This window comes from Geodermatophilus sp. SMS 5-13, assembly GCF_059428245.1.
The window spans coordinates 474412-499022 of the sequence record NZ_CP165729.1; the positions used below are offsets into that span (position 1 = coordinate 474412).

Here is a 24611-nt window from a genome sequence, read left to right on the forward strand (position 1 = left end):
AGCGGTCCGATCCGGCGCGCCCGTTACCGTTCCCGGCGTGTTGCACCCGGTCGGCCCGCTTCCGGCCGCCGTCTACTGGCGGCGACGCGCACTGGTGCTCACCCTCCTGCTCTCCGTCGTCGGCGGCGGGGGGTGGACCGGCTGGGCCGTCGCCACCGGACGGTTCACCGACGCGACGGCGACCGCGTCTTCCACCCGGCCGGCGGGCACCACGATCGCCGTCCCCGCGCTGGAGCGGGTGCTCCCCTCGCTGGCCGGCGTCCGGACGCCGACCGCGGCGACGACGACCGCTCCGCCGGCCGACGAGACCCCGCCGCCCGCGCCGCCGGCGCCGGCACCGGGCGGCCCGTGCACCGACGACATGATCGGCCTGGAGGTGCGGACGCCGGGCAGCGCGCCGGTCGGCGGAAAGCCCACCTTCGAGCTGGCGGTCACCAACATCTCGCCCGTCCCGTGCGTGCGGGCGCTGGACAAGCAGCTGCAGGAGCTCGTGCTGCTCGACGGCGCGGGCGCCCGGGTCTGGGGCAGCAACGACTGCTTCCCGGAGACCAGCAGCGACCTGCGTACGCTCGCCCCCGGTGAGGTGGTGACGTTCCCGGTGGTGTGGGGCGGGCTGTCCAGCGAGCCGACCTGCACCGCGCCCCGGGCGCCGCTCGCGCCGGGCGCCTATGTGCTGCGGGGGCGGCTGGACACCGCGGTCAGCCCCGACGCCCCGTTCACGGTCGGCTAGCTGTAGCGGTCGAGGATCGAGGTCTCGGCCAGCCGGGAGAGCCCCTCGCGGATGCCGCGGGCCCGGGCCTCACCGACGCCCTCGACGGCGAGCAGGTCCTCGATGGTGGCGGCCAGCAGCTTCTGCAGCCCGCCGAAGTGGTCGACCAGCCGGTCGATGATCCCCGCCGGCAGCCGCGGCACGCGGGCCAGCAGCCGGTAGCCGCGCGGGCTGACCGGGGAGTCCAGCGCGTCGGGGGACGTCGGCAGGCCGTAGCAGCGGGCGACCGCCGACAGGTCGAGCAGCTCGGTGGCCGACAGCGCCCGCAGGTCGGTGAGCACCTGGTCGATCGTCCGCGGACGGCGGCCGCCGCCGGGCAGGTAGTCGCGGACCAGCAGGCCGCGGTCCTCCTCGACGCCGGCGAGCATCTCGTCCAGCTGCAGCGCCAGCAGCCGGCCGTCGGTGCCCAGCTCGACGACGAAGCCCTCGATCTCGTCGGCGATCCGCCGGACCATCTCCAGCCGCTGGCTGACGCTCATGGCGTCGCGGACGGTGACCAGGTCCTCGATCTCCAGCGCCGACAGCGTGCTGGCGACCTCGTCGAGGCGCAGCTTGTAGCGCTCCAGCGCGGCCAGGGCCTGGTTGGCGCGGGCCAGGATCGTGGTCGGGTGCTCGAGGGTGTACCGCCGGCCGGCCACGTACACCGAGATGATGTGCATCGACTGGCTGACCGAGATCACCGGGAAGCCGGTCTGGATCGCCACCCGCTCCGCGGTGCGGTGCCGGGTGCCCGACTCCTCGGTGGGGATCGTCGGGTCGGGCATGAGGTGCACGCCCGCGCGGACGATCCGGGTGCCGTCGTAGGAGACGATGACCGCGCCGTCCATCTTCGCCAGCTCGCGCAGCCGGGTCGCCGAGAGCGCCACGTCGAGGGCGAACCCGCCGGTGCACAGCGATTCGACCACGCGGTCGTAACCGAGGACGATCAGCGCGCCGGTGCGGCCGGCGAGGATGCGCTCGAGCCCGTCGCGCAGCGCGGTCCCCGGTGCGATGCGGCCGAGGAGTTCGCGCAAAGCGGCCTCGGGGTCCACAGCGGCGGGCACGAGCGCTCCTGACGGTCGAGACGTTGCGGCGGCTGAGTCTACGTGCACGAACGGCAGGGAGTCGGGCTCGGGACCCTGCGGACGTGGAACGCGCGGCGCCGGCTCTCTATGAAGACGGGGGCCGGGGTCAAGTGGGTCTTGAGTCATCTGTTCCTTTCCGCGGCAAGGGTTGATCGCCGGCGGTGAGGAGCGGGTCCGGGTGGAGCGCCCGCAGCCGCGTAGCGGCGAGGACGAACGACCTGGAGGCGTGACGAATCGGTGGCAGGATCGCTGAGCCGCCGGAGAGGGCGAGTGGCCTTGCGCCGGGCGGGCTGCGCTCGGGTGAGCGGGGAGCCGGGCTCATCTCTCTATCGCCTCCTCATGGGGAGGACCAGGCCGGATGGGAGGGGCTTCGCTCCGGTGGCGCATCTCAGTCGTGGGCCGTCTAGGCGGCCAGAGCCGTGCGCGGGGCGCCTGCCGGAGCGAAGGGCTTGGTGGTGGTGAGCATCCACCAGATGGCCTCGGCGAGCCTGCGGGCGATGTCGACGCGGGCGACCTTCGCCCCGCGCTGCTTGCCCAGGCGGGTCTTGGTGCGCTGATAGCGCTCGGCGTAGACCGGGTGGCGGGCGGCGTGGGTGGCCGCCTCGATCAGCGCCCAGCGCAGATACTTCGGGCCGTTCTTGGCCAGCTCGCCGCGCCAGTCGTGCCCGCCGGACTGATCGACGGATGGGCACAGACCGGTGTAGCCGACCAGCTTCTTCGGTGTGGCGAACCGGCCGATGTCGCCGATCTCGGCGGCGATGGTGTAGCCGAGCACCCAGCCAATGCCCGGTGCGCTCATCAGCAGCGGCACATACCGGTGATCGGCACCGGCCCGGCGCAGCGCCGCCTCGCAGTCGGCGATCTCGCCGTCGAGGAGATCGATCAGCCGCAGCGCGGCGGCCACGTCGGCGGCCCACGGCTCGGGCAGCTCGAGGCTGTCGAGCAACCGCCGGCCGGCGGCGCCGAACAGATCCGAGACCGGGCAGGGATGGCCGAAGGTCAGCAGGGTGGCGTGGATCCGGTTCTTCAGCGCCGTGCGGTGGCGCACCAGGTGCAGCCGCCAGCGGGCCCGTTCCCGCTCGGCCCGGATGCCGGGGGTGGGCAGCCAGATCGCCGGCACCAGCTCCCGCCGCGACAGCTCGGCCAGCACCCAGGCATCGATCTTGTCGGTCTTGCAGGCCAACGGGGCGAACCCCTTGACCTTTAGCGCGTCAGCGATCTGCACCACCCAGCCGTGCCACTCCAACTGGTCATGAACGAAGCGGGCGCCGGTCATCGACTCGATCGCCGCCGCCACCGGCCCGCCGATCTCTGCCACCCGGTGGGCCAGCGAGGCCAGCCCACCGGCATCCGGCGCCGCGGTGGTCACCGCCAACGGCGCGCCCGCCTCGTCCATGACATGCACATCCAAACGAGTCCTGCTCAGATCCAACCCAACGTGCAACATGAGGACCGGGCCTCCTTCCGCCACACCTGCCGGCTCTCACCGCAAGCGTGATCCGGGGGGAGGCCCCCGTCTTCATGGCATTCAGTCGGAGAACAGCCGGGCGAAGGCGGCGCCGAGGTCCGGGACCTCGATCAGCCGCATCCCGGGCGGCGCCGTGCCGGCGTCCTCGGGGACCAGCGCGACGCGGTAGCCCTGCCGGGCGGCCTCGGCCAGCCGGCGGCCGGTGCCGCCCACCCGGCGGATCTCGCCGGAGAGCCCCACCTCGCCGAGCGCGACCACGCCCTGGGGCAGCGGGCGGTCCTTGGCCGCGGAGGCGATCGCCAGCGCGAGGGCGAGATCGGCGGCCGGCTCGGCGATGCGCACGCCGCCCACCGAGGCGGCGAAGACGTCGGCGTCGGCCAGCCGTACCCCGCCCCGGCGCTCGACGACGGCGTTGACCATCGCGACCCGCTGCGAGTCCAGCCCGCTGACCGCGCGGCGCGGCGAGCCGCCGCCGCCGGAGGTCGCGACCAGCGCCTGGACCTCGGCCAGCAGCGGCCGGCTGCCCTCGAGGGTGACCGTGACGCAGCTGCCCGGCACCGGGGTGGCGCGGCGGGACACGAACAGCGCCGACGGGTCGGGCACGCCCACGACCCCGGCATCGCCGATCTCGAAGCAGCCGATCTCGTCGGCCGGACCGAAGCGGTTCTTGGCCGCCCGGATCAGCCGCAGCGTGGAGTGCCGCTCGCCGTCGAAGGAGATGACGACGTCCACCAGGTGCTCGAGCGCCCGCGGGCCGGCGATCGCGCCGTCCTTGGTGACGTGCCCGACCAGGATCGTGGTCATCCCGCGAGCCTTGGCGACGCCGGTCAGCCCGCTGGCCACGGCGCGGACCTGGGTGGCCCCGCCGTCGGTGCCGTCGACGGCGGGGGAGCGCACCGTCTGCACGCTGTCGAGGACCAGCAGCGTCGGGTTGACGTCCTCGACGTGCGCCAGGACGGCGGACAGCTCGGTCTCCGCGGCGAGGTAGAGCCGCTCGTGCAGGGCGCCGATCCGCTCGGCCCTCAGCCGGACCTGCGCCGCCGACTCCTCGCCGGACACGACCAGCGCCGGCCCGTTGGTGGCCGCGACCCGGTGCGCCACCTCGAGCAGCAGGGTCGACTTGCCCACGCCCGGCTCGCCGGCCACGAGCAGCACCGCACCGGGCACCAGCCCGCCGCCGAGCACGCGGTCGAACTCGGCGATGCCGGTGGGCACGGCGCGCGCCTCGGCCAGGTCGACCTGGGCGATCGGGCGGGCCGGCGCGGACACCGGACCGGCCGCCACCGCCCGCAGCGGCGACGCCGGGGCGCCGACCTCCTGCAGCGTGCCCCAGGCCTGGCACTCGGGGCAGCGGCCGACCCACTTGGCCGAGCCGTAGCCGCACTCGGTGCAGCGGTGGGCGGGACGGGACTTCACTCCGGCAGGTGGCACTCGCCGACGGTAACGCCGGCGTCCGACAGTTCCGGGGACCCGGCGGGGACGGCGTCAGCCGTTGCTGCCGGTCTCCTCCGCGGCGCCGCCGGCGGCCTCGTTGCCGGGCTCGTTGCTCTCGTTCTCCCCCTGGTGGAAGTTGAACGCGCTGCCGCGCGCGACCTCCCGCGACGGGACGGCGACCGGCACCTGCATGGTCACGTCCCCGGCGCGCTCGAAGGTGAAGGTCAGCTCGACCGTCTGGGCGGGGGTCAGGTCCTCGCTCAGCCCGACCAGGGTCACCGTGGGGCCGTTCTGGCCGAGGAACAGCGTCGACTCGGCGGGCACGGTGATGTTCACGGGGCGCTGCCCGCCGGAGGGCGAGGCGGGCGCCGCGGAGGTGGTGGCGGTCGGCGAGGCGGGCGCTCCCGTGCCGCTGGGCGAGCCGGTCACGCGGACGCGCTCGAAGCCGGTGCCGCTGATCCCGGTGAGGGTGTCGTCCTCGGTGCCGTCGTTGACCACGGCCATGTTGAGCTCGGCGTCGTCCCCGGCCGAGTAGGAGCCGCTGGTCGGGTAGGCGAGCTGCACCGCGCGCAGTTCGAGGTCGCCGACCACCGCCTCGGGGCCGACCTTGTCGCGCAGCTGGGACGAGGTCTGGTTGACCTGGCCGGCGCTGCACGCGGAGAGCGCCACCGGCGTGAAGAGCAGGACACCCACCGTGGCAGCGCGCAGTGCGCGGTTCACAGCCGTCGACCTCCCAGGGACGTGCGGACCACCGGTCGCCGGTGGCACGACGGGATCAGTTCCCGAATGGGGCCGAGCGTAACGGTCGACTTCCGGGCATCGCCCGCAGGGAAGGGCCGCCGCGTCGCCGTCCTCCAGTTCCCGTGCCGGCCCGCCGATGAAAGGGAGAGGTACGACTCGGACAAGGGGGGACGGATGGCGATCGGGCCTGCCTTCGACGACGTCCTGACCGCCGCGCAGGCCGGCGCCGGCTGGGCGTTCGAGCAGCTCTACAGGGACCTGGCGCCCGCGGTGACCGGCTACCTGCGGCTGCACGGCGCCGTCGAGCCCGACGACCTGGCCAGCGAGACCTTCCTCGGCGTCTTCACCGGCCTGGCCGGGTTCAGCGGCGACGAGGCCGGGCTGCGGTCGTGGGTGTTCACCATCGCGCACCGCCGGCTGCTCGACGACTGGCGGCGGCGCAGCCGTCGTCCGCAGCTCGCGGACGACCCCGGGGACCTCGTCGAGCTCGCGGGTGGCGACGTGGAGGACGACGTCCTGCTGCGGGTCGGCGCCGCGACCGTGCACGAGCTCTGCGCGGGGCTGCCGGCCGACCAGCGGTCGGTGCTGCTGCTGCGCATCCTCGCCGACCTCACGGTCGAGCAGGTCGCGGAGGTGATGGACCGCTCCGTGGGGTCGGTCAAGGCGTTGCAGCGGCGCGGCCTGCGCACCCTGCGGGACCGCATCGAGACGCTTCCGGAAGAAAGTTCGCGGCGCGGCGCACCCCTTCCGGCCCGCCCGGCGATGACGGGGGCGAGATGACCAGAGCAGCCGACGACGCAGCCGTCGAGGACGCCTTCGAGGCGGCCCTCGCCGGCCGGTCCGTCCCGACGGGGGTGGCAGGCCGGTCCGACGGCGTGGCCGCCTTCACCGAGGCGGTCCGGGCGACGGCGGACCGGCCCGGGCGGCCCTCGGCCGCCCTCGCCGACCTGTTCGCCGACGGTCTTCTCGCCGACCAGTCGAGCCCGTCCACCAGGACGGCCCCCACGGCCGGGAACCCGTCGCGGTCCCGGAACCGGAGACGGAGACGTTTCGCCATGTTCTTCCCCGCCCTGATCGCCAAGTTCCTCGCCGCCGGCGCGGTGGCCCAGGCCGCCACCGGCGCGGGCATCGTCCTGGTGGCCTTCACCGGCGCCGGGTCCGCCGGCGTCCTCCCCGACCCGCTGCAGCACGGGTTCGCGACCGTCGCCGAGACGGTCGGCGTCCAGGCGACCGACCCGGCGGACGTCGTTCCTGCCGAGGAGGAGGAGCCCACCGAGGAGGTGCCCGCCGAGGAGGTGCCCGCCGAGGAGCCCGCCACGACGGAGGACGGCGGCGCCGAGCCGGTGGCCGAGGCCCCCGAGCCCGTCGAGGAGCCGGCGCCGGCCGAGGACGAGGCCGACGACGACGAGCTGTCCCTGGAGGAGTGGGAGGCGGGCCCGGACGGCTACCCCACCTTCGGTGCCTGGGTCAGCGCCGGGGCTCGGGAGGGGTACGCGAACGGGGCGACGATCAGCCGCTTCGCCCGCGAGAAGCACATCCACTGGCCCGGGGACGACGAGGAGACGTCGGGGACGGCCCCGGTCGAGGACTCCGGCGATGACACGCCCGAGCCCGAGGCCGAGGTGACCCGGGAGGAGACCGGCACCACGACCGTCCGGGGCAACTCCGGCAACGGCCACGGCAACGCGGGTGGGAACGGCAACTCCGGCCACGGGAACAACCGCGGCAACGGCAACTCCGGCCACGGGAACGACCGCTGACGCCTACTAGCTGACCGCGGCGCCACCCGCGAGCAGCAGGACGACGTCCAGCACCGTCAGCAGCATCACCGCCGGAAAGGCCAGGCGGCGCCAGCGCGCCGTCCCGGCCAGCGCCGCGAGGACGACGGCGGGCAGGGCCAGGACCAACCCGGCCCAGCCCGCCGTCGTCGGCGTTCCGGGCGGCCCCAGCACCAGCAGCAGGGACGCCGTCCCCAGCAGGACCGCCCCCAGGACGGCGGAGGCGGTCGCCCCCAGCCGGTGCGGCAGCCCGCGGACCCCGGTGGCCAGGTCGTCCTCGAGATCGGGGGCGACGTTGGCCAGGTGGGCCGCGCCGCCGAGCACCGCGCCCGCGCCGACCAGCCACCAGGGCGCGACCGGCGTCCCCGGCGCCGCGGCGACCACGCCCGCCGGGAGGGCGCCGAACCCGACGAGGTACGGCACGCCCGAGAACGCGGTGCGTTTCAGCCCCGCGTTGTAGGCCCAGCCGCTGACGACCAGCAGCAGCAGGAGGACCCCGGGGACGACGCCCAGCAGGAGCGACAGGACGACGGCGAGCGCCACCCCGCCGAGGGCCCACGAGCGCAGCAGCCGGGGGCTCACCGCCCCCTGGACGACCGGCTTGTCGGCCCGCGAGACGGCCCGGTCGCGGTCTGCGTCGAGCCAGTCGTTGCTCCACCCGATCGACGCCTGACCTGCGAGGACGGCCAGGCAGAGCAGGGCGGTGCGACCCGGTCCGACCCCGGCGGCGACCGCCAGGAGCGTCGCGACCACGGTCACCGCGCCGGCCGGTCCGGCGTGGGTGGCGAGCACCAGGCCGCGTGCCGTCGCCAGGGCCCGTGGCCGCCCCGCAGGCACATCGGTCACGCGGTGTCAACCCCTCTCAACCACTTGATGTGCCTTCTGACCTGCAGATTTACGGCCGGAGGCCGAACCGCCCGTCAGTCTTCCGTGATAGTCTGGATGCAGCGAAAGGGGTCACACACACATGGGCTTCACTGTCGGCGAGACCGTCGTCTACCCGCACCACGGTGCGGCGCTCATCGAGGCGATCGAGAAGCGCGTCATCAAGGGCGAAGAGAAGGCCTACCTCGTGCTGAAGGTCGCTCAGGGCGACCTGACCGTGCGCGTACCGGCCGACAACGCAGAGATCGTCGGCGTGCGTGACGTCGTCGGTCAGGAGGGGCTGAACCGGGTCTTCGAGGTCCTGCGCGCCCCGCACACCGAGGAGCCGACCAACTGGTCGCGCCGCTACAAGGCCAACCTCGAGAAGCTCGCCTCCGGTGACGTGAACAAGGTCGCCGAGGTCGTCCGTGACCTGTGGCGCCGGGACAAGGACCGCGGTCTGTCCGCCGGCGAGAAGCGCATGCTCTCCAAGGCCCGCCAGATCCTGGTCAGCGAGCTCGCGCTCGCCGAGGGCACCAACGAGGACAAGGCCGAGGTCCTGCTCGACGAGGTCCTCGCCAGCTGAGCTCGCCCGCGAGCTCGCACCGCACCTCCCGACCACTCCCGTGCACGCTGTCGGCATCGTCGCAGCGGCCGGGAGTGGTGTGCGTCTGGGGGCCGATCGCCCGAAGGCGCTCGTTCCGCTGACCGGCCGAGCCCTGGTCTGCTGGGCGGTCGACACCCTGCGCGACGGCGGGGTGGACGACGTCGTGGTCGCGGCGCCGGCCGATGAGCAGGCCGCCTTCGCAGCCGTTCTGCCGAGCGACGTCCGGCTCGTCGCCGGCGGCAGCACCCGGACCGCCTCGGTGCGCGCCGCGCTCGCCGCGGCGGGGGAGCGCGCCGACGCCGTCCTCGTCCACGACGCCGCCCGGCCGCTCACCCCGCCCGCCGTCGTGGCCCGCGTGCTGGCCGCGCTGGCCCGCGGGGCGCGCGCCGTCGTCCCGGTGCTGCCGGTCGTGGACACCACCGTCGTGGTGGACGCCGACGGCCTGATCACCGACGCCGTCCCCCGGGCGCCGCTGCGCCGCGTGCAGACCCCGCAGGGGTTCGACCGGGCCACCCTGCTCACCGCCTACGCCGCGCTGGCCGCCGACGCCGAGCTCACCGACGACGCCGCCGTCGTGCGCGCCGCGGGCGTGCCGGTGCACACCGTCGAGGGCGACGAGCGGGCCGCGAAGGTGACCGTGCCGCACGACCTGGCGCTGGCCGAGCTGCAGGTGACCCGGTGACCGACCTGCCCCGTATCGGACTCGGCACGGACGTCCACCCGATCGAGGCCGGCCGTCCGTGCTTCCTCGCCGGCCTGGAGTGGCCCGGCGCCGACGGCTGCGCCGGCCACTCCGACGGCGACGTCGCCGCGCACGCGCTCACCGACGCCGTGCTCTCCGCCGCGGGGCTGGGTGACATCGGGGGGCTGCTGGGCACGGGCGACCCCCGGTGGGCCGGCTCGTCCGGCGTGGCGATCCTCGAGCACGTCCGGGAGACCCTCGCGGCCGCGGGCTGGCGGGTGGGCAACGCGGCGGTGCAGCTGATCGCGCCGACGCCGAAGGTGGGTCCGCGGCGGGCCGAGGCGGAGGCGGCGCTCTCGGCCGCGCTGGGTGCGCCGGTCAGCGTGAGCGCCACGACCACCGACGGGCTCGGGCTCACCGGGCGCGGCGAGGGACGGGCCGCGGTGGCGACCGCGCTGGTGGTCAGGACGGCGTCCGTAGACTCCGAGCGGTGAGCCTCCGCCTGTACGACACGGCCGCGCGTGCCGTGCGTGACTTCACGCCCCTGCGTGCGGGGCGGGCCTCCATGTACGTGTGCGGGCTCACCGTCCAGGGGCCGCCCCACGTGGGCCACGTCCGCTCGGCGCTGGTCTTCGACGTGCTGCGCCGGTGGCTGGAGCACGGGCACGGCCTCGACGTCACGCTCGTCCGGAACGTCACGGACATCGACGACAAGATCCTCGCGAAGGCCGATGAGCACGGCGTGCCCTGGTGGGCGTGGGCCTACGAGAACGAGCGCGCCTCCACGCGGGCCTACGACGTCCTCGGGGTGCGGCCGCCGACCTACGAGCCGCGCGCCACCGGCCACGTGCCCGACATGATCGAGATGATGCAGCGGCTGATCGACGCCGGGCACGCCTATGCCGTCGACGGCGACGTCTACTTCGACGTCCGCTCGTTCCCCGAGTACGGGGCGCTGACCGGGCAGCGGCTGGCGGACCTGCAGCCGGCCGCCGACACCGACAGCGACGAGCGCAAGCGCGACCCGCGCGACTTCGCGCTGTGGAAGCGGCACAAGGACGGCGAACCGGAGACCGCGTCCTGGGCGACGCCGTGGGGCCGTGGCCGCCCCGGCTGGCACCTGGAGTGCTCGGCGATGGCCGAGCGCTACCTGGGCCCGGAGTTCGACGTCCACGGCGGCGGTCTGGACCTGCGCTTCCCGCACCACGAGAACGAGCAGGCGCAGTCGCGGGCGGCCGGCGACGGGTTCGCCCGGTACTGGCTGCACAACGGCTGGGTCACCCTGGGCGGAGAGAAGATGAGCAAGTCGCTGGGCAACACAGCGCTGATCGACGAGGTGGTCAAGCGGGTGCGCCCGGTGGAGCTGCGGTACTACCTGGTCGCCCCGCACTACCGCTCGATGGTCGAGTTCACCGACGCCGCGCTGGAGGAGGCGGGCGCGGGCTACCAGCGGCTGGAGTCCTTCGTGCGGCGCGCGGCCGAGCGGGTGGGGGAGGACGCCGGAGCGCGGACCCTCTGCGCGGAGTTCACCCAGGCCATGGACGACGACCTGGGCACACCCGCCGCCGTCGCCGCGATCCACGAGACCGTGCGCGCGGGCAACAAGGCTCTCGCCGAGGGGGACGACGCCGCCGTCGCCGGAGCGCTCGGCTCGGTGCGGGCGATGCTCGCCGTCCTCGGGCTGGATCCGCTCGACCCGCAGTGGGCGGGCGGAGGCGACGAGAAGCTCGGTGGGGTGACCGACGGGCTGGTCGCCCTCGCGCTCGAGCAGCGCCAGGCGGCGCGGGCCCGCAAGGACTTCGTCACCGCCGACGCGATCCGCGACCAGCTCGCCGCCCTCGGCGTGGTCGTCGAGGACACCCCGCAGGGGCCGCGCTGGGAGCTGGCCCGCTGACTCCCTGATGATGCGGAATCGCCCGACCCCGCGCGCATCATGCTGGCGGGACGCATGGCGCGGTGCGGGTTCGGTTGGACGTGACCAACGTCCAGGCTGGTCGCGCAGGCGTGGCGTAGGCACTGGACACCCCGGATAGGGGTGCTCCCGACAACGTGCGATGGTCATGCCATCTAGCACGTACATGAGGGAGGGTGGGTGGCCGGGAACAGCCAGCGCCGCGGCGCGCGCAGCGGAACGGGCAAGAAGGGCGCCACCGCCGGCACCGGCGGCAAGAACCGCCGGGCGCTGGCCGGCCGCGGGGCGACGCCGCCGGCCGAGATGCGCAAGGGGCATCCCGCGCAGCGGCGGGCGGCGGCCGAGGCACGGCAGCGGGCCGACCGGGCCCGCCAGCGCCAGCGCGGCGAGGAGGCCCCGGAGCTGCTGCTCGGCCGCAACCCGGTGGTCGAGGCGCTGCGCGCGGAGATCCCGGCCACCGCGCTGTACGTGGTCACCGGCGAGACGCGTGGCGGCACCGACGAGCGGATCACCGAGGCGCTGCACCTGGCCGCCGACCGCGGGCTCCCGCTGCTCGAGGTGGGCAAGGCCGAGTTCGACCGCATGTCCGGCGGCGCCCTGCACCAGGGCATCGGCCTGCAGGTCCCGCCCTACCAGTACGCGCACCCCGACGACCTGCTCGCCGCGGCGCACGACTCCGGCCGGCCGCCGCTCATCGTCGCCATGGACGGCGTCACCGATCCGCGCAACCTCGGCGCGGTGGTGCGCTCGGCGGCCGCCTTCGACGCGCACGGTGTCGTCGTGCCGCAGCGCCGGGCGGTCGGCATGACGGCCTCGGCCTGGCGGACCAGCGCCGGCGCCGCCGCCCGGCTGCCGGTCGCGCGGGCGGTGAACCTGGCGCGGGCGCTGGCCGGCTACCAGGACGCCGGGCTGATGACCGTGGGCCTGGCCGGCGACGGCGAGGTCGAGCTGCACGAGTACGACGGCTTCGCCGACCCCGTGGCGCTGGTCGTCGGCGCCGAGGGCGCGGGGCTGTCCCGGCTGGTGCGCGAGCGCTGCGACGTCGTCGTCCGCATCCCGATCTCGCGCGACACCGAGTCGCTGAACGTCAGCGTCGCCGCCGGCATCGCGCTCTACCAGGCCGCCCAGGTTCGGCGCTGAGGCGGAGTGCCGCGGGCGCGTTTTCCGCGCCGTGGCCCTCCGCTCAGCCGATGAGCTGGGCGATCGTGTAGATCAGCAGGCCGGCGAGACCGCCGACGACGGTGCCGTTGACGCGGATCCACTGCAGGTCCCGGCCGACCTGCAGCTCGATCCGCCGGCTGGTCTCCTCGGTGTCCCACCGCTCCACCGTCGTCCCCACCAGGTCGGCGATGTCGCCGGAGAACCGCTCCACGAGGTAGCCGGCGACGGTGTGCGCGTGCCGCTGCACGAGCTCCCGGAGGGTGGGGTCGGTCTGCAGGTTGTGCGCCAGCTCGCCGATCATCCCGGTCATCCGGGCGCGCAGCTCGGAGTCCGGGTCGGCGGCCGCCGCGAGGACGGCGTTCTTCGCGTTGCTCCACAGCGAGCCCGACCAGTGGCGGACGGCGGGGTGCTCGAGCAGCTCCTTCTTGACCTCCTCCACGCGCCCGGCGGTCGACGGATCGGTGCGCAGCGCGTGGATGTAGACCCGCAGCCGGGCGTCGTAGGCGCGGCGCAGCTCGTGCTGGGGGTCGGCGCCGACCTCCTCGAGGAACTGCTGGACGCCGTTGAAGACCTTGGTGAACAGCCGGTCGTCCACCCAGTCCGGGACCCAGGCGGGGGAGGCGTCCCCGAGCTGGGCGCGGAAGACGACGCGGTTCTCCTCGAGGAAGCGGGCCAGGCCGCGCAGCGCGACCGAGAGGACCTCCTGGTGCCGGTCGCCGTCCACCACCAGCTCCAGCGCGCGGGCGACGATCGGCGCGGCCGGGGTGCCGTGCAGCTTGCGGTCGACCAGCGCGGCCACGGCCGGCTGCAGCTCCTCGTCGCGCAACAGGCCGGTGAACGCCGTGAGCACCGCAGCGGCGTCGCCGGCCAGCCGCTCGGCGCGACCCGGCGCGGCGAGGAAGTCCCCGAGCCGGCCGGGGACGTCGACCGTCGTCAGCTTGTCCTCGACGACCGAGCGGGTGAGGAAGTTCTCCTGGACGAAGGTGCCCAGGCTGGCCCCGATCTGGTCCTTCTTGCGCGGGATGATCGCGGTGTGCGGGATCGGCAGCCCCATGGGGTGCCGGAACAGGGCCGTGACGGCGAACCAGTCGGCCAGCGCGCCGACCATCGAGGCCTCGGCGGTGGCCCGGACGTAGCCGACCCACGCCCCGGCGTCCGAGCCGATCAGCACGCAGGCCACGAAGACGGCCGCCGCGACCAGGAACAGGCCGGTGGCCAGCCGCTTCATGCGGGCGAGGTCGCGGGCGCGCTGGGGATCGTCGAGGGAGCCCGCCAGGGGCGCGAGCGGTCGGAGAGCCGGCACCTCCCCCAGCCTAGGCACCGCGGCCGAGGGCTGCCGGGACGCACGACGGCCCCGGCCCCGCGCGAGGCAGGTGCCGGGGCCGTCGGTCGGGACGACGCAGCCGGATCAGCTGGTCGACGTGCCGAGGGTGACGTCCACGGTCGTCGTGTCGCTGCCACGGCGGACGGTCAGCGTCACCTTCTCGCCGGGGGGAGCGCTGCGGACGGCGGCGGTGAGCTCGGTCGACGTGGTCACCGGCCGGTCGTCGACCGCGGTGATGACGTCACCCGACTGCAGCCCGGCGTCGGCCGCCGCGCCACCCGCCTGCACCTGGACGACCTCGGCGCCCGTGCCGACCTCGGTGTTCTGCCCGTCGGTCGCGGTCTGCGCGCTGACCCCGAGGACGGCGTGGTTGGCCTTGCCGGTCTTGATGATCTCCGTCGCGATCCGCTTGGCGGTGTCGCTCGGGATCGCGAAGCCGACGCCGATGTTGCCGCTCTGCGAGGACTGCTGGCCCGGCAGGTCGGAGGAGGCCACCGAGGCGATCGCCGTGTTGATCCCGACCACCTCGCCCGCGGCGTTGACCAGCGCGCCGCCGGAGTTGCCCGGGTTGATCGCCGCGTCGGTCTGGATCGCGTCGATCACGGTGGCGTCGCTCTGGCTGGAGCCGGTCTGCACGGCGCGGTTGGTCGCGCTCACGATGCCGTCGGTGACGGTGTTCTCCAGGCCCAGCGGCGCGCCGATGGCGACGGCGAGGTCACCGACCTGCACCTTGTCGGAGTTGGCGAAGGTGGCCGGGGTGAGCCCGCTGGCCCCGTCCAGCTTGACGACGGCGAGGTCGCTGGATGCGTCGGTGCCGACGACGGTGGCGTCGTAGAGCGTGCCGTCGGCGGTGCGCACCTGGATGTCGGCGTTCGAGGCCTCGCCCTCGAGCGTGACCACGTGGTTGTTGGTCAGCACGTATCCGTCGTCGGTCAGGACGACGCCCGAGCCGCTGCCCGCGGCCGAGGACCCGGTGACGTAGATGGTCACCACGCTGGGGGCGGCCTTGGCGGCGGCCGCGGTGGCGCTCGTCGTGGAGTCCGGGTCCTTGATGACGACGCTCTGCGCGGCGGCGGCCGCCGAGGTCGGGTTGGTCGGCTGGTCCATGAGGGCCACGACGCCGGCTCCGGCGCCGCCGCCGATGACCGCGCCGGCGACCAGGCCGGCGATGCCGATCCGCAGCCGCCCGGAGCGGCGGGCCTGCGGCGGCAGGGTGCCGGTGGGGGGCGGGAAGCCGGGCGCGCCGGTGGGCAGCCCCGTGGACGGCGGCAGGGTGCCGCCGGGCGGGACGGCGCCGTGGTACGCCGGCACGCCGAAGACCTGGCCGGCCGGGGGACGGACCTGCTGGTGCGCCTGCGGCGGCGGCCAGACACCCGGCTGCGCCGGGGCGGTCGGGGCGGTCGGGCGCTCGGTCGCCGGGTGTGCGGTCGCCTCGTGCGCGGCCGGCTGCCCGTACGCCGGCTGCGCCGGGGGCGTCCCGGCCGGGGTGGTCCGCGGGTCCTGCCCGGACGTGTCCGGGTGTCCGTGCTCGGTCACTGCTCCAGTCCTCCCTCTGCCCGGCCGTCCGGCCGAACGTTTCTGCACCTACTGTCGGTGCGAGGGCTGATCTGGTGCTGGGCGGTACCTGTGAGTCCGCTGGACGTGGCTCAGGCCCTGGTCGTCGCCTCCTCCGGGGCGCGGTCGGCGGCGCGGCCGGTCGCCGGGACGAGGGCCATCGGCGAGGTGCAGTGACGCAGCAGCCAGCGGTGGAGGCCGTCGAGCGCCCGGTGGAACCGGCCGCCGTGCCCGGTGCTCAGCACCATGAGCGGCGTCGGGCAGGCAACGCCGAGCAGGTCCACGGCCGGGGCGCCCGGCATCGAGACCTCCTGCACCTCGACGTCGCCGAGCCGGCCGGCCCGGTCGTCGTCCGCCGCGGTGTGGTCGCGGGTCTGCAGCAGCGACAGTGGCCGGCCGCCCCGCCGGGCGGCAGCCGCGGCGAAGGCGGCGACTGCGTCGTCCTCCGCGGGGTCGCCGAGCCCGAGGACGGCGACCACGGGGCGGTCGTCCGCGGCGTCGGGCCACGACCGCGGGACGACGACGACCGGCTGGGGGGAGCGTGACGCCACCCGCTGCGCGACCGGGGCCATCACCAGCTCGTCGGCCGCGCCGGTGGTGTTGATGCCGAGGACCAGCAGCTGGCCGGCCGCCGCGGCCTTGAGCAGCGCGGCGATCGGCTCACCGGGGACGACCTCGGTCGAGGCGGTCAGCCCCGGCGCCGCGTGCAGGGCGGCGGTGTAGGCGGCGGCGGTGATCCGCCGGGCGTGCGGCAGTTCCGGCGGGGGCGCGCCGGGGGACGCCGGCTCCCCGAGGTAGTCGGCCGCGTGGACGATCCGCAGCGGTGCTCCGCGGGCGGCGGCCTCGCGGGCCGCCCAGCGCACCGCCGAGATCGCGACCTCGCTGCCGTCCACCCCGACGACGACGTCGCGGGCGGAGGGGCCACCGGCGCCCGGCCGCGCCTCGGCCGGAGCGGAGGGCTCGTTCCGGTCGACGGGACCGGGCGAGGTCGAGGTCGTCACGGGGCACCCCCCACAGCAACGAGGTCCGGCGCCGGAAGCGGCGTCGGCTTCCGGGAGAAGCCTGCTCGCCGGGGCCGTTCGACGGAAGAGCGGACTGTGAGTGCAAGCCGCATGCGGTCTGGGTAGGGCCGGAATCTGAGCGCGGGAGCGACCCATCGGACGGAAATCCGGACGGCGGCGTGAGCGACCGCGGATCACTCGTGTCCGGCCTGCCCACAGGAGGCTGCCCGTGCCCACTCGCGGTCCGTTCGCCCGGCTCCTTCTCGGTGCCGGCATCCTCTGCGCCGTCGTCGTCGCGCTCGCCGGGGGTGTGGTCCTGGGCGCGTCGGGGGTGATCGCCGTCGTGCTCGCCGGCGCCGTCGCCGCGTGCCTGGCCGCGGGGCTGGCCCGCGAGACGACCGGGCCCGATCGGACGCCACCGCTCGCGGCCGCGGCACGCGCGGGGGCCTGGACGGTCGGCGCGCTCATGGTGGTGGCCGGGACCGCGGCCATCGGTGGGGGCCTCGCCGCCGTCCTGGTGGGCGCCGCGGCGGCGGTCGTCGCGCTGCTCGTGTGGTTGCTGCGCAGCTCGCGCACGGCGCGGCCCGCCGTGGGCCGGTCGGCGCCGGCGGACCCGGGCGGCGGTCGCCCGGTCGCGCCACCACGGCCGGTGGCGACCTGGCTCGGGTACGGCACCCCGGTGGCACCGGCGGGGCGCCCCGACCCGGGCGCCGCGCGGCTGACCGCCCCGGTGTCGGACCTGCCCACCGCCGCCCTGGGCCGCGAGTGGGTGCGCACCACTGCCGCGCTGGCCGGCTGGCTCGAACCGGCCGCGCGGGAGTCCCTGGTGCGCCGCCGCCAGGAGGCGCTGGACGAGCTCGAGCGGCGCGATCCCGAGGGTTTCGCGCGCTGGCTCGCCGACGGCCCCCAGCCGGGCAGCGACCCGGCCGGCTACGTGCGCGGCAAGGCCGCGGGGGGTCAGACCGGCTGAGCGCGGGCCGCGAGGGGCCGTCGAATGGGGTGGGGGTCGGCCCCCCGTGAGGGGGTGTCCGCTTCCGGACCCGCTTCCTAGCGTGGGAACCGGAGCCGGCTGGTCCAGGACGCCGGGCACCCCTCGCCGCACGGATCGCGGCGGGCCCGCGGACGGAGCCGGCGTCGATGGTGGCACGCAAGGAGCTGGCGGCGTTCCGGCGCCGGCTGGCCATCGGTGTCACGGTTGCCGCCCTGCTCGCCGTCGCGCGCGGGGGACCCGCTGCCTCCGTCGGGCCGACCACGCCGCTGCCCGCCGATGCGCCCGCCCGCGCCACGGGCGCTGAGCCGTTCCCCGCGGGGGCCCCCGAGGCGACCGCCGTCGGGGCGGAGTCGGCGGTGGTGGGATCACCGGCGGCGAGCACGAGCGCGAGTGCGGCCGTGTCCCCGCTGGCCGCCAGCGGCATCCCGTCGGTCGCGCTCGCGGCCTACCAGCACGCCGCCGAGGCCGCTCCCGCCTCGTGCCACATCGCCTGGCCGCTGGTTGCCGCGATCGGGCGCGTGGAGTCCAACCACGGACGGTTCGCCGGCGCCGAGCTGCGCACCGACGGACGCTCGACGCCGCCGATCATCGGGATCGCCCTGGACGGCGTCGGCACCGCGCTCATCCGCGACACCGACGGCGGCCGGCTGGACCGTGACACGGTCTACGACCGCGCCGTCGGCCCCATGCAGTTCATCCCCTCCACGTGGTCCTCCTACGGCCGGGACGGCGACGGCGACGGGCAGCGCGACCCGTTCGACATCGACGACGCGGCCGCGGCGACCGCGGCCTACCTCTGCCGGGCCGGTGGGGACCTGTCCTCGGTGGCCGGTCAGACGCGCGCCGTGCTGGCCTACAACCACTCCGACAGCTACGTGGCGACGGTCCTGACCCTCGCCGCCACCTACGCGGGGACGGCGCCACCGGTCATCCCCACGACGATCGAGCCACCCGACCCGGCGTTGCCCCCGGCCAACCCCGGGCCGCCGCCGGCCGCTGCCGAGGACCTGCCCGCGCCGGCGCTCGCGCCGGCTGCGCCGACCACGCCGGCGGCCACGACGCCGGCCCCCACGACTCCTGCGCCGACGGCCCCGGCGCCCGCGACTCCCGATCCGACGACGCCGGCGCCGACGACGCCGGCGCCCACGACCCCCGATCCGACCACCCCGCCGCCGCCGACGACGCCTCCGCCACCGCCGTCCGACCCGACCACGCCGCCGTCCGACCCGACCACGCCGCCGTCCGACCCGACCACGCCGCCGCCGTCCGACCCTCCGACGTCGCCCCCGGCGATCGAGCCGTCGCCCGCCACGGCGGCGACGGATTCCGCGGCGACCGACTCCGCGGCGACGGACTCGGCGACGACCGACTCCGCGGCGACGACGGCGGCCACGACCGCTGAGGCGGTCGCGACACCTGCCGCGCCCCAGGGCTGACGGGTCGACCGGATCACCGCGGAATCCGCGCGCCCGTCCAGCGGTTCCCGCAGTACCGCGCGGAGCCGCCGTCCGGTCTGCTCCTCGTGGTCTCCGCCCGACGGTGGTCCGGCTGGGCGAGCACGACCTGACGAGAGGACAGCAGGGTGGACATCGGCATCGGCATCCCGAACACCGTCCGTGGCACCACGGGCCCGCAGCTGCTCGAGTGGGCGCGGCGAGCGGAGGCCGCCGGCTTCTCGAGCCTGGGCTCGATCGGGCGGGTGGCGTATCCGGGTTTCGAGGAGCTGACCGTCTTCGCCGCCGCCGGGGCGGTGACCGAGCGGATCAGGTTCGTCACCGACGTGCTCCTGGCGCCGACGCGCAGCACCGCGGAGCTCGCGAAGCAGGCCGCCTCGGTGCAGGAGCTGACCGGCGGCCGGCTGACGCTGGGCCTGGCCGTCGGCGCCCGCGAGGACGACTTCGTCCTCACCGGGCGCGACTTCGGCAGCCGCGGACGGCTGTTCGACCAGCAGCTGGCCGACCTGCGGCGGGCCTTGGCCGGGGAAGCCCTCCTGGCGGACTCACGTCCGGTGGTGCCGGACGCGCTCACCGGGGGAGTGCCGATCCTGATCGGCGGGACGTCGGACGCCGCGATCCGCCGCACCGTCGAGTTCGGCGTCGGCTGGACGGCGGGTGGCGCGCCGCCGCAGATGCTCCCGCCGTTCCTGGAGCGCCTCCGCGCAGCCTGGCGCGACGCCGGCCGTGACGGGTCGCCCCGCATCGTGGCGCTGAACTACTTCTCCCTCGGCGACACCGAGGAGCAGTCGCGGGGCTACCTGCGCGACTACTACGGCGTCTTCGGGCCTGAGACCGCCGAGATGATCGCCGGCTCGGCGCACCGCTCACCCCAGGCGGTCAGGGACGTCATCGCCGCGTTCGAGGAGGCCGGGGTGGACGAGCTGATCCTCGACCCGACCGTGAGCGACCCCTCGCAGGTCGACCTGCTCGCCGAGGTCGCCCTGCGCTGAGCGCCACCCCTGACCCGCCGCTCTTGCGGTGTCGTTGCCGCTCGTGCGGTCGTGCAACGCCGCCGGAGCGCGCACAAGACCGCAAGAGTCGGTCGGACTGCGCCGCGGAGACGTCCCCGGCGGTATCCCTAGACTTGTCCTCGGGGCCAGTCCTCACGTACCGCCGGCGTGGCGTATGGGAACAACCCCAGTGACCTGCGCTTTCTCGAGGTCCACCGCCCGATGCCCTGAGCCGTCTGGGGACGCGCCGCCTTCAGCGGTGGAACGCGGATCCGTGTGACGTGGAACGCGGCCGGACTCGGCTTGGGCGGTGTCGACGTGCGGCTGCATGCAGGGCCACACGTCCGGGCGACGGCGTGGCCTACGAGTTTCGACGCCGACGAGGCTCGGCCAAGATCTCGTCGTGGTGATCGGGATCGCGGCAGCGGTGCTCGTGCTGGTGGGCATCCCGCTGGTCGCGTGGTGGGCTGGTGGCCGTCAGTCTTGGCGACGGTCACGGACGGCGGCGGACGCATACGTCCCCCTGGAGATGAAGCGGCGTCACGAACTCCAGGGGGAGTGAAGTGCCCGTGGTGGAGCGTGCTGCCACCTGGGGCCGTGAGTTGCAGGATGACCGGCTCCGGGCGGCCGTCGTGGAGCTGGCTGAGCGACAGACAGGACCGGGAGGCGGACGCCGGCTGCTCCCGCTGTGGCTGGTGGTGCTCTACGCCGCCTTCGGCGCAGTCCTGGTCGGCTTCCTCGTGTTCTCGGCGGCCGAGGGACGCTGGCCCTGGGGCAACTGGCTCAACCTCGTCGTCTTGGGTGGCTACGGGGTCGTGGGGTGGCGCTGGCAGACGGGGCCAAGACGAGCCGTACGGCTCAACAGCGGTCCACGTTCGCCTTCGCGGCGGGGCGGTCCCTGACCGGGCCGCTCCGGTAGCGGTGGCTGAGCCATTCAGCGCTGTCCATACGGCCGCATGACCTTCCGGTGCAGGACGAACGGGTCGATACCCGCGATGTCGGCGCCGGTGAACAGGCTGGGCCCGTCTGTGACGTGGCGGGCGGCGGCCCACAACCGGAGTGAGCCGGCAGAGAAACCGAGCTCGCGGCCGAGGTCGGCGATGGCGAACGCCTTGCGGATCTGCTGGTCGGCCGCCTTCTGCGCGCTGTCGCTGTCGAGCGGCTTCTTGCCGGTGAAGAGGACGGACGTCGTGGGGTCGACGTTCGAGGCCCTGCCGGGCTTGTCCTTCGCGCGGCGCTCGGCGTGCCAGTCGGTGAGCACCTCGGCGTTCCACGAGTCGAGAACCACGTTGCGCGGTGCGATGCGGGACTCGTTGGGCTCGGCGGCGAGGGGGCTGCCGGGGAGGGCGATCTGGGGGACGTCCCCGGTGGTGTCCACGTGTCCCCAGAGGACCTGGGGGGCCTCGGTCGTGGTCGCCGAAGACGAGCAGATGGCGACGGCGGCGGCCGGGAGGTTGATGGTCTGGGAGGTGACGGCGCGCCGGGTGGCCAGTCGCACGATCACGATCTCGTCGTGGGTGGCGGCTCGCACGGCGATGCTGTCGGCGGCCGGCTTCCTGATCCTGACGGGCTGAGGGTTGCCGCGTCGCCGTCCGCGCTCGTCGGTGCGGATCTGGCCGGGCACGGGGTCGATGCCGGCGGTCGGGTTGAAGGTGTCGATGTCGAGCACTCCGGCATCGTCCAGGGCGATGACGGCGCCGTGGAGGGCGTTCTTGCGCAGCCGGCAGGTGTCTTCGGCGTGGGGGCCCGGGGCCTGGATGAACTGGGTGATGGCCTCGGTCGACACGTCGTGCCAGGTGGTGGCGCCAGTGGCGACCGCCGCAGCGGTGAAGGTGGCTAGGACGCCGAGCATCTGGGTGGTGGTGTTGGGGTCGGGGCTGACCTGCTGCCAGATGTCGGCGATCGCGGGCAGGGTCGCGGTGAGGTCGCCGGTCATCTCGGCGGTGACGTCGACGGCTGGGTCGAGGTCGCTGGGGGACAGCGGAGCGATGGCGGGGTCGGTGCGGCACAGCAGGAGGCGGTGGTCGTAGCGGTGGGCGCTGGGCGTAAGCACGAGGGGCTCCGAAGGTGAGGCGCGTCGGGAGGACGCGGCTCACCGTTCGGAGCCCCTACGTGGTGCGCAGTCGCCTGCGGTCAGGCACCGAGCCCGGCGGTGTCGACCGGAACCCGGTCCAGGTCGGCGAGGGTGTGGGCGAGGTCGGCGGCGACCGCCGGGTGCCGGTAGGCCAGATGCGCCCAGGTCTCGGTGTTGTGCAGCAGCCCGGCGAAGACCAGGTCGAGCAGCTGGGCGTCGCGGCCCCAGCTGGCGTGCCGGTCCTTGACGTGGAACCGCCGCTCGAGCCAGCTGAAGAACGACTCGATCTGGTTGCGCTTGCTGAACGTCGCCGCGTAGCGCTCGGTGAGGGCCTCGGGCAGCACGCGCACGTTGGCGACCAGCGACCGCCAGGGCACCCGTCCGTCCTTGCCGGGCGTCTTCCAGCGCAGCTCCAGGTCGGTCGTGAAGGTGTCGCCGTGCTGGCAGACGCCGGTGAGGGTGAGCACCAGGTAGAACTCGCCGGTGCGCTCCTGCCGGCGCTCCACGCTGGTCGGGGTCAGCATCCCGAGCTTGAGGACGCGGCTGCCGCGCGTCGCGGCGCGGTTGGTCTCGTACACCGCTCCGTCGTCGGCGACGAGGTGGTGCTGATGGGCCTCCCCGTCGACCTCGTGCCACACGGAGTCCAGCGGGGTCACGTAGCTGTGCTTGGGCTGGCCGGCCTTGACGCCGTAGTTCCGCACGCTGGCGCCGGCGGCCGGCAGGGGCCGGCCCTCGGCGTCCTGGCCCCCCTCGGGGGCCTGGCCCTTCCGGGCGGCCTGCGCGTTGACGACGTAGACGCCGTACTCGGCGAGGAGGTCCTGGTACATGCCGGGGTTGCCGACGCCGTCGATGGCCAGCACCGGGAACTGGTGGCCGGCGCGGTCGTAGATGCCGCGCAGGACGCGCATCGCGACCGGGGCCTCGCCCTCGTGGGGCTGGCCGATGTCGACGCCGAGGACGACGCGGGTGTAGCTGTCCTCGCCCTTCGTCGTGGCGACGACGTTGTATAGGCCGTCGGGCGCGCCGTGCTCCTTCGCGACGTGGGTGACCTCGTGGTGCACCCGCGGCTTGCCGGTCTTGGCGCGGCTGCCGGGGTAGATGCGGTCGACGACCTCGCCGTTCTCGTCGGTGATGAGAACCTCGCGGACGTCGGAGGGGGCGTTGAGGACGGTGCCGTCGATGGCGACGACGTCCCACACCTGCGCGTCGATGAGGTCCCGGGGTGCGTCGCCGCCCTCGGCGGCGCGCACGGCGAGGGCCAGCGGGATCGAGACGTCGGTGAGCTTGCCGACGAGGTCGGGGAGCGGGCTCGTCTTGTTCTTGGGAGCGATGATGCGGCGCGTGCGCCAGGCGCGGTAGCTGTCGCTGCCACCGGGGATCTCGCCGTTGGGCCCGGCGTCGGGCAGCAGGATGCCGTGCTCGAACCAGAACTCCTTGCGGATCTCGGTCCACACCTGCGGCAGTTCCTGGTCGAGCTGGTCGTTGCTGGCGAACTCGCGGATGGCGATGCCGTAGAACACCCAGTACAGGTCGGGCAGGGGCGTGGGGCGCCCGCCGCTGGCCGAGGGGATCGCCGCGGCGAAGGCCGCCAGCAGCGGACCGCGGATGATCGTGCGGAGCACGACGAGGCGGGCGGTGGCTCCGCCGCGGCCCTCTTTCTGGCGGCGCGGACCGGGCAGCGGCAGGTCGGTCAGGGTCGGCCGGTCGTCGACCGTGAACGGCGTGGCCGGGCTGCTGGCGGTGAACTGGATGTGGCAGGCGCCGGTCCAGGGCTTGCGGAGGCGGTGCATCGGTGCGGTCCTTCGGGACGTCGGGATGGGACGTCCCGGACCGGTCCGGGAGGTGCGCGCGCTGGGCAGTCGCAGCCGGCGGTAGCCCGCGCCGGAGACGGCGACGGGCCCCGGCGGATGCCGGGGCCCGTCGAGGTGGGTGGTGCGGTCAGGCCGCAGAGGGCGGCGCGACGTCGTTGCGCGAGGCGACGGCGGCGGCCGTACGGCAGACCCGGAAGGCGTCAGGACGGGGCCTGTCGGGGCCGTGCAGCCGGTCGGCGTCGCGGTGGATCCACTCGGTGTAGTGCTCCTGCCAGGTGGCCGGGAACTCGACGCGGATCAGCTCCTCGACCAGGTGGACGGCGCGGAACAGGACGTCGGCGCCGGGCAGGTCGTGGCCGAGGTGTTCGACCGCTGCGGTGGCGAGCTCCTCGCGGTGGGCGAGCAGCTGGTGGCGGCGCAGCCGGTTGGTGGAGTCGAGCTGCGGGTGGGTCATCGGTACCTCCGTTGGGTGGCGCTGTGGCCGGCGGGAGCGCCGGGGGCGCGGAGCGGATGTCCGCTCGCGACGGCACCGTCGCCGCGCCTCTCGGGCCCGCAAGCGGCTCAGTCCCAGCGGTTCGTGGTGCCGGTGACGACGATGTCGGCGAGCCGTCGGCCGGCCCGGTCGGCCTGGTTCTGGGCGCGGGCGATCAGCGCGCCGTGCTCGGTGGCGCAGGCGAGCGCGGGGTCCAGGTCGGGGTGGCAGTCGGGGCAGGCGGGCGAGTCCAGGTCGGCCGCCAAGAGGAGCAGCAGGTAGCGGGCCCGGGCCAGCGAGGCCTCCGGCACCGCGGTGGGGCGCCGGTGCAGGCCGTCGACGGTGTCGGCGACGTGGCGGGGGAGCCGGTCGGCGAGCAGCTGCAGGACGGCGGCGTCGGGCAGATCGAGGACCTGCTCGAGGGTGCGGGGGGCGTGGGCGGACATGGGCACGTCCTT

Annotated in this window: 23 protein-coding genes; 11 read left to right on the forward strand and 12 right to left on the reverse strand. The window is 74.9% G+C overall.

Features of this window, described 5'->3' with window-relative positions; translation table 11 throughout:
- Window positions 1–37: 37 nt before the first annotated feature.
- Entirely contained in the window at window positions 38–730 is a 693-nt protein-coding gene (locus AB3388_RS02305) for a MucR family transcriptional regulator (protein WP_495409137.1), read from the forward strand.
- Here AB3388_RS02305 and disA read toward each other — a convergent pair.
- From disA to AB3388_RS02325, 4 genes are all read right to left on the reverse strand, one after another.
- The gene (disA, locus tag AB3388_RS02310; protein ID WP_495409138.1) at window positions 727–1812 is read right to left on the reverse strand and encodes a DNA integrity scanning diadenylate cyclase DisA; all 1086 of its coding nucleotides are present in this window, start codon (window positions 1810–1812) and stop codon (window positions 727–729) included. The genes AB3388_RS02305 and disA overlap by 4 nt on opposite strands.
- Before the next feature lie 424 nt (window positions 1813–2236).
- The gene (locus tag AB3388_RS02315; protein WP_495406161.1) at window positions 2237–3280 is read right to left on the reverse strand and encodes an IS110 family RNA-guided transposase; all 1044 of its coding nucleotides are present in this window, start codon (window positions 3278–3280) and stop codon (window positions 2237–2239) included.
- Window positions 3281–3361: 81 nt separating this feature from the next.
- A complete protein-coding gene (radA, locus tag AB3388_RS02320; protein WP_495409139.1) occupies window positions 3362–4732 on the reverse strand; it encodes a DNA repair protein RadA in 1371 nt (456 codons plus the stop codon).
- A gap of 54 nt (window positions 4733–4786) precedes the next feature.
- A complete protein-coding gene (locus tag AB3388_RS02325; protein ID WP_495409140.1) occupies window positions 4787–5455 on the reverse strand; it encodes a copper chaperone PCu(A)C domain-containing protein in 669 nt (222 codons plus the stop codon).
- Window positions 5456–5650: 195 nt separating this feature from the next.
- Between AB3388_RS02325 and AB3388_RS02330 the strand changes: the two genes are divergently transcribed.
- Window positions 5651–6256 carry an RNA polymerase sigma factor gene (locus tag AB3388_RS02330; protein WP_495409141.1) on the forward strand — a complete coding sequence of 202 codons (606 nt, stop codon included), beginning with the start codon at window positions 5651–5653 and terminating at the stop codon, window positions 6254–6256.
- On the forward strand, window positions 6253–7236 hold the full coding sequence (locus AB3388_RS02335) for a hypothetical protein (protein ID WP_495409142.1): 984 nt from the start codon (window positions 6253–6255) through the stop codon (window positions 7234–7236). Before AB3388_RS02330 ends, AB3388_RS02335 begins: the two co-directional genes overlap by 4 nt.
- Window positions 7237–7242: 6 nt before the next feature.
- On the opposite strand, the gene AB3388_RS02340 is transcribed toward AB3388_RS02335, so the two are convergent.
- Window positions 7243–8100 (reverse strand): UbiA family prenyltransferase, encoded by an 858-nt coding sequence (locus AB3388_RS02340; protein ID WP_495409143.1) that lies wholly within the window; start codon window positions 8098–8100, stop codon window positions 7243–7245.
- Window positions 8101–8221: 121 nt separating this feature from the next.
- Between AB3388_RS02340 and AB3388_RS02345 the strand changes: the two genes are divergently transcribed.
- From AB3388_RS02345 to rlmB, 5 genes are all read left to right on the forward strand, one after another.
- Window positions 8222–8704: a CarD family transcriptional regulator gene (locus AB3388_RS02345; protein WP_097206868.1), complete on the forward strand. Its 483-nt coding sequence runs from the start codon at window positions 8222–8224 to the stop codon at window positions 8702–8704.
- A 40-nt stretch (window positions 8705–8744) separates the two neighbouring features.
- Entirely contained in the window at window positions 8745–9407 is a 663-nt protein-coding gene (ispD, locus tag AB3388_RS02350; RefSeq protein WP_495409144.1) for a 2-C-methyl-D-erythritol 4-phosphate cytidylyltransferase, read from the forward strand.
- Window positions 9404–9901, forward strand: coding sequence for a 2-C-methyl-D-erythritol 2,4-cyclodiphosphate synthase (gene ispF / locus AB3388_RS02355; protein ID WP_495409145.1), 498 nt, complete (start codon window positions 9404–9406; stop codon window positions 9899–9901). Before ispD ends, ispF begins: the two co-directional genes overlap by 4 nt.
- Entirely contained in the window at window positions 9898–11301 is a 1404-nt protein-coding gene (cysS, locus tag AB3388_RS02360; RefSeq protein WP_495409146.1) for a cysteine--tRNA ligase, read from the forward strand. Before ispF ends, cysS begins: the two co-directional genes overlap by 4 nt.
- 198 nt (window positions 11302–11499) lie before the next feature.
- Window positions 11500–12459: a 23S rRNA (guanosine(2251)-2'-O)-methyltransferase RlmB gene (gene rlmB / locus AB3388_RS02365; protein WP_495409147.1), complete on the forward strand. Its 960-nt coding sequence runs from the start codon at window positions 11500–11502 to the stop codon at window positions 12457–12459.
- A 43-nt stretch (window positions 12460–12502) separates the two neighbouring features.
- On the opposite strand, the gene AB3388_RS02370 is transcribed toward rlmB, so the two are convergent.
- The 3 genes from AB3388_RS02370 to AB3388_RS02380 all read right to left on the reverse strand — a co-directional run bounded on the left by AB3388_RS02370 (window position 12503) and on the right by AB3388_RS02380 (window position 16359).
- Window positions 12503–13783: a DUF445 domain-containing protein gene (locus AB3388_RS02370; RefSeq protein WP_495409148.1), complete on the reverse strand. Its 1281-nt coding sequence runs from the start codon at window positions 13781–13783 to the stop codon at window positions 12503–12505.
- Window positions 13784–13888: 105 nt separating this feature from the next.
- Window positions 13889–15340 (reverse strand): S1C family serine protease, encoded by a 1452-nt coding sequence (locus AB3388_RS02375; RefSeq protein ID WP_495409149.1) that lies wholly within the window; start codon window positions 15338–15340, stop codon window positions 13889–13891.
- Between the two features lie 110 nt (window positions 15341–15450).
- The gene (locus AB3388_RS02380) at window positions 15451–16359 is read right to left on the reverse strand and encodes a universal stress protein (protein WP_495409150.1); all 909 of its coding nucleotides are present in this window, start codon (window positions 16357–16359) and stop codon (window positions 15451–15453) included.
- 229 nt (window positions 16360–16588) lie between these two features.
- Here AB3388_RS02380 and AB3388_RS02385 point away from each other — a divergent pair, with 229 nt between their 5' ends.
- From AB3388_RS02385 to AB3388_RS02395, 3 genes are all read left to right on the forward strand, one after another.
- A complete protein-coding gene (locus tag AB3388_RS02385) occupies window positions 16589–17329 on the forward strand; it encodes a hypothetical protein (RefSeq protein ID WP_495409151.1) in 741 nt (246 codons plus the stop codon).
- 167 nt (window positions 17330–17496) lie between these two features.
- Window positions 17497–18786: a lytic transglycosylase domain-containing protein gene (locus AB3388_RS02390; protein WP_495409152.1), complete on the forward strand. Its 1290-nt coding sequence runs from the start codon at window positions 17497–17499 to the stop codon at window positions 18784–18786.
- 146 nt (window positions 18787–18932) lie between these two features.
- Window positions 18933–19796: an LLM class flavin-dependent oxidoreductase gene (locus AB3388_RS02395; protein WP_495409153.1), complete on the forward strand. Its 864-nt coding sequence runs from the start codon at window positions 18933–18935 to the stop codon at window positions 19794–19796.
- A gap of 934 nt (window positions 19797–20730) precedes the next feature.
- Here the strand turns inward: AB3388_RS02395 and AB3388_RS02400 are convergent.
- The 4 genes from AB3388_RS02400 to AB3388_RS02415 form a co-directional block, all read right to left on the reverse strand.
- On the reverse strand, window positions 20731–21849 hold the full coding sequence (locus AB3388_RS02400; protein ID WP_495409154.1) for a hypothetical protein: 1119 nt from the start codon (window positions 21847–21849) through the stop codon (window positions 20731–20733).
- A gap of 80 nt (window positions 21850–21929) precedes the next feature.
- Window positions 21930–23660 carry a hypothetical protein gene (locus AB3388_RS02405; RefSeq protein WP_495409155.1) on the reverse strand — a complete coding sequence of 577 codons (1731 nt, stop codon included), beginning with the start codon at window positions 23658–23660 and terminating at the stop codon, window positions 21930–21932.
- Window positions 23661–23808: 148 nt separating this feature from the next.
- The gene (locus tag AB3388_RS02410) at window positions 23809–24135 is read right to left on the reverse strand and encodes a hypothetical protein (RefSeq protein ID WP_495409156.1); all 327 of its coding nucleotides are present in this window, start codon (window positions 24133–24135) and stop codon (window positions 23809–23811) included.
- Between the two features lie 107 nt (window positions 24136–24242).
- The gene (locus AB3388_RS02415; RefSeq protein WP_495409157.1) at window positions 24243–24599 is read right to left on the reverse strand and encodes a hypothetical protein; all 357 of its coding nucleotides are present in this window, start codon (window positions 24597–24599) and stop codon (window positions 24243–24245) included.
- Window positions 24600–24611: the final 12 nt, after the last annotated feature.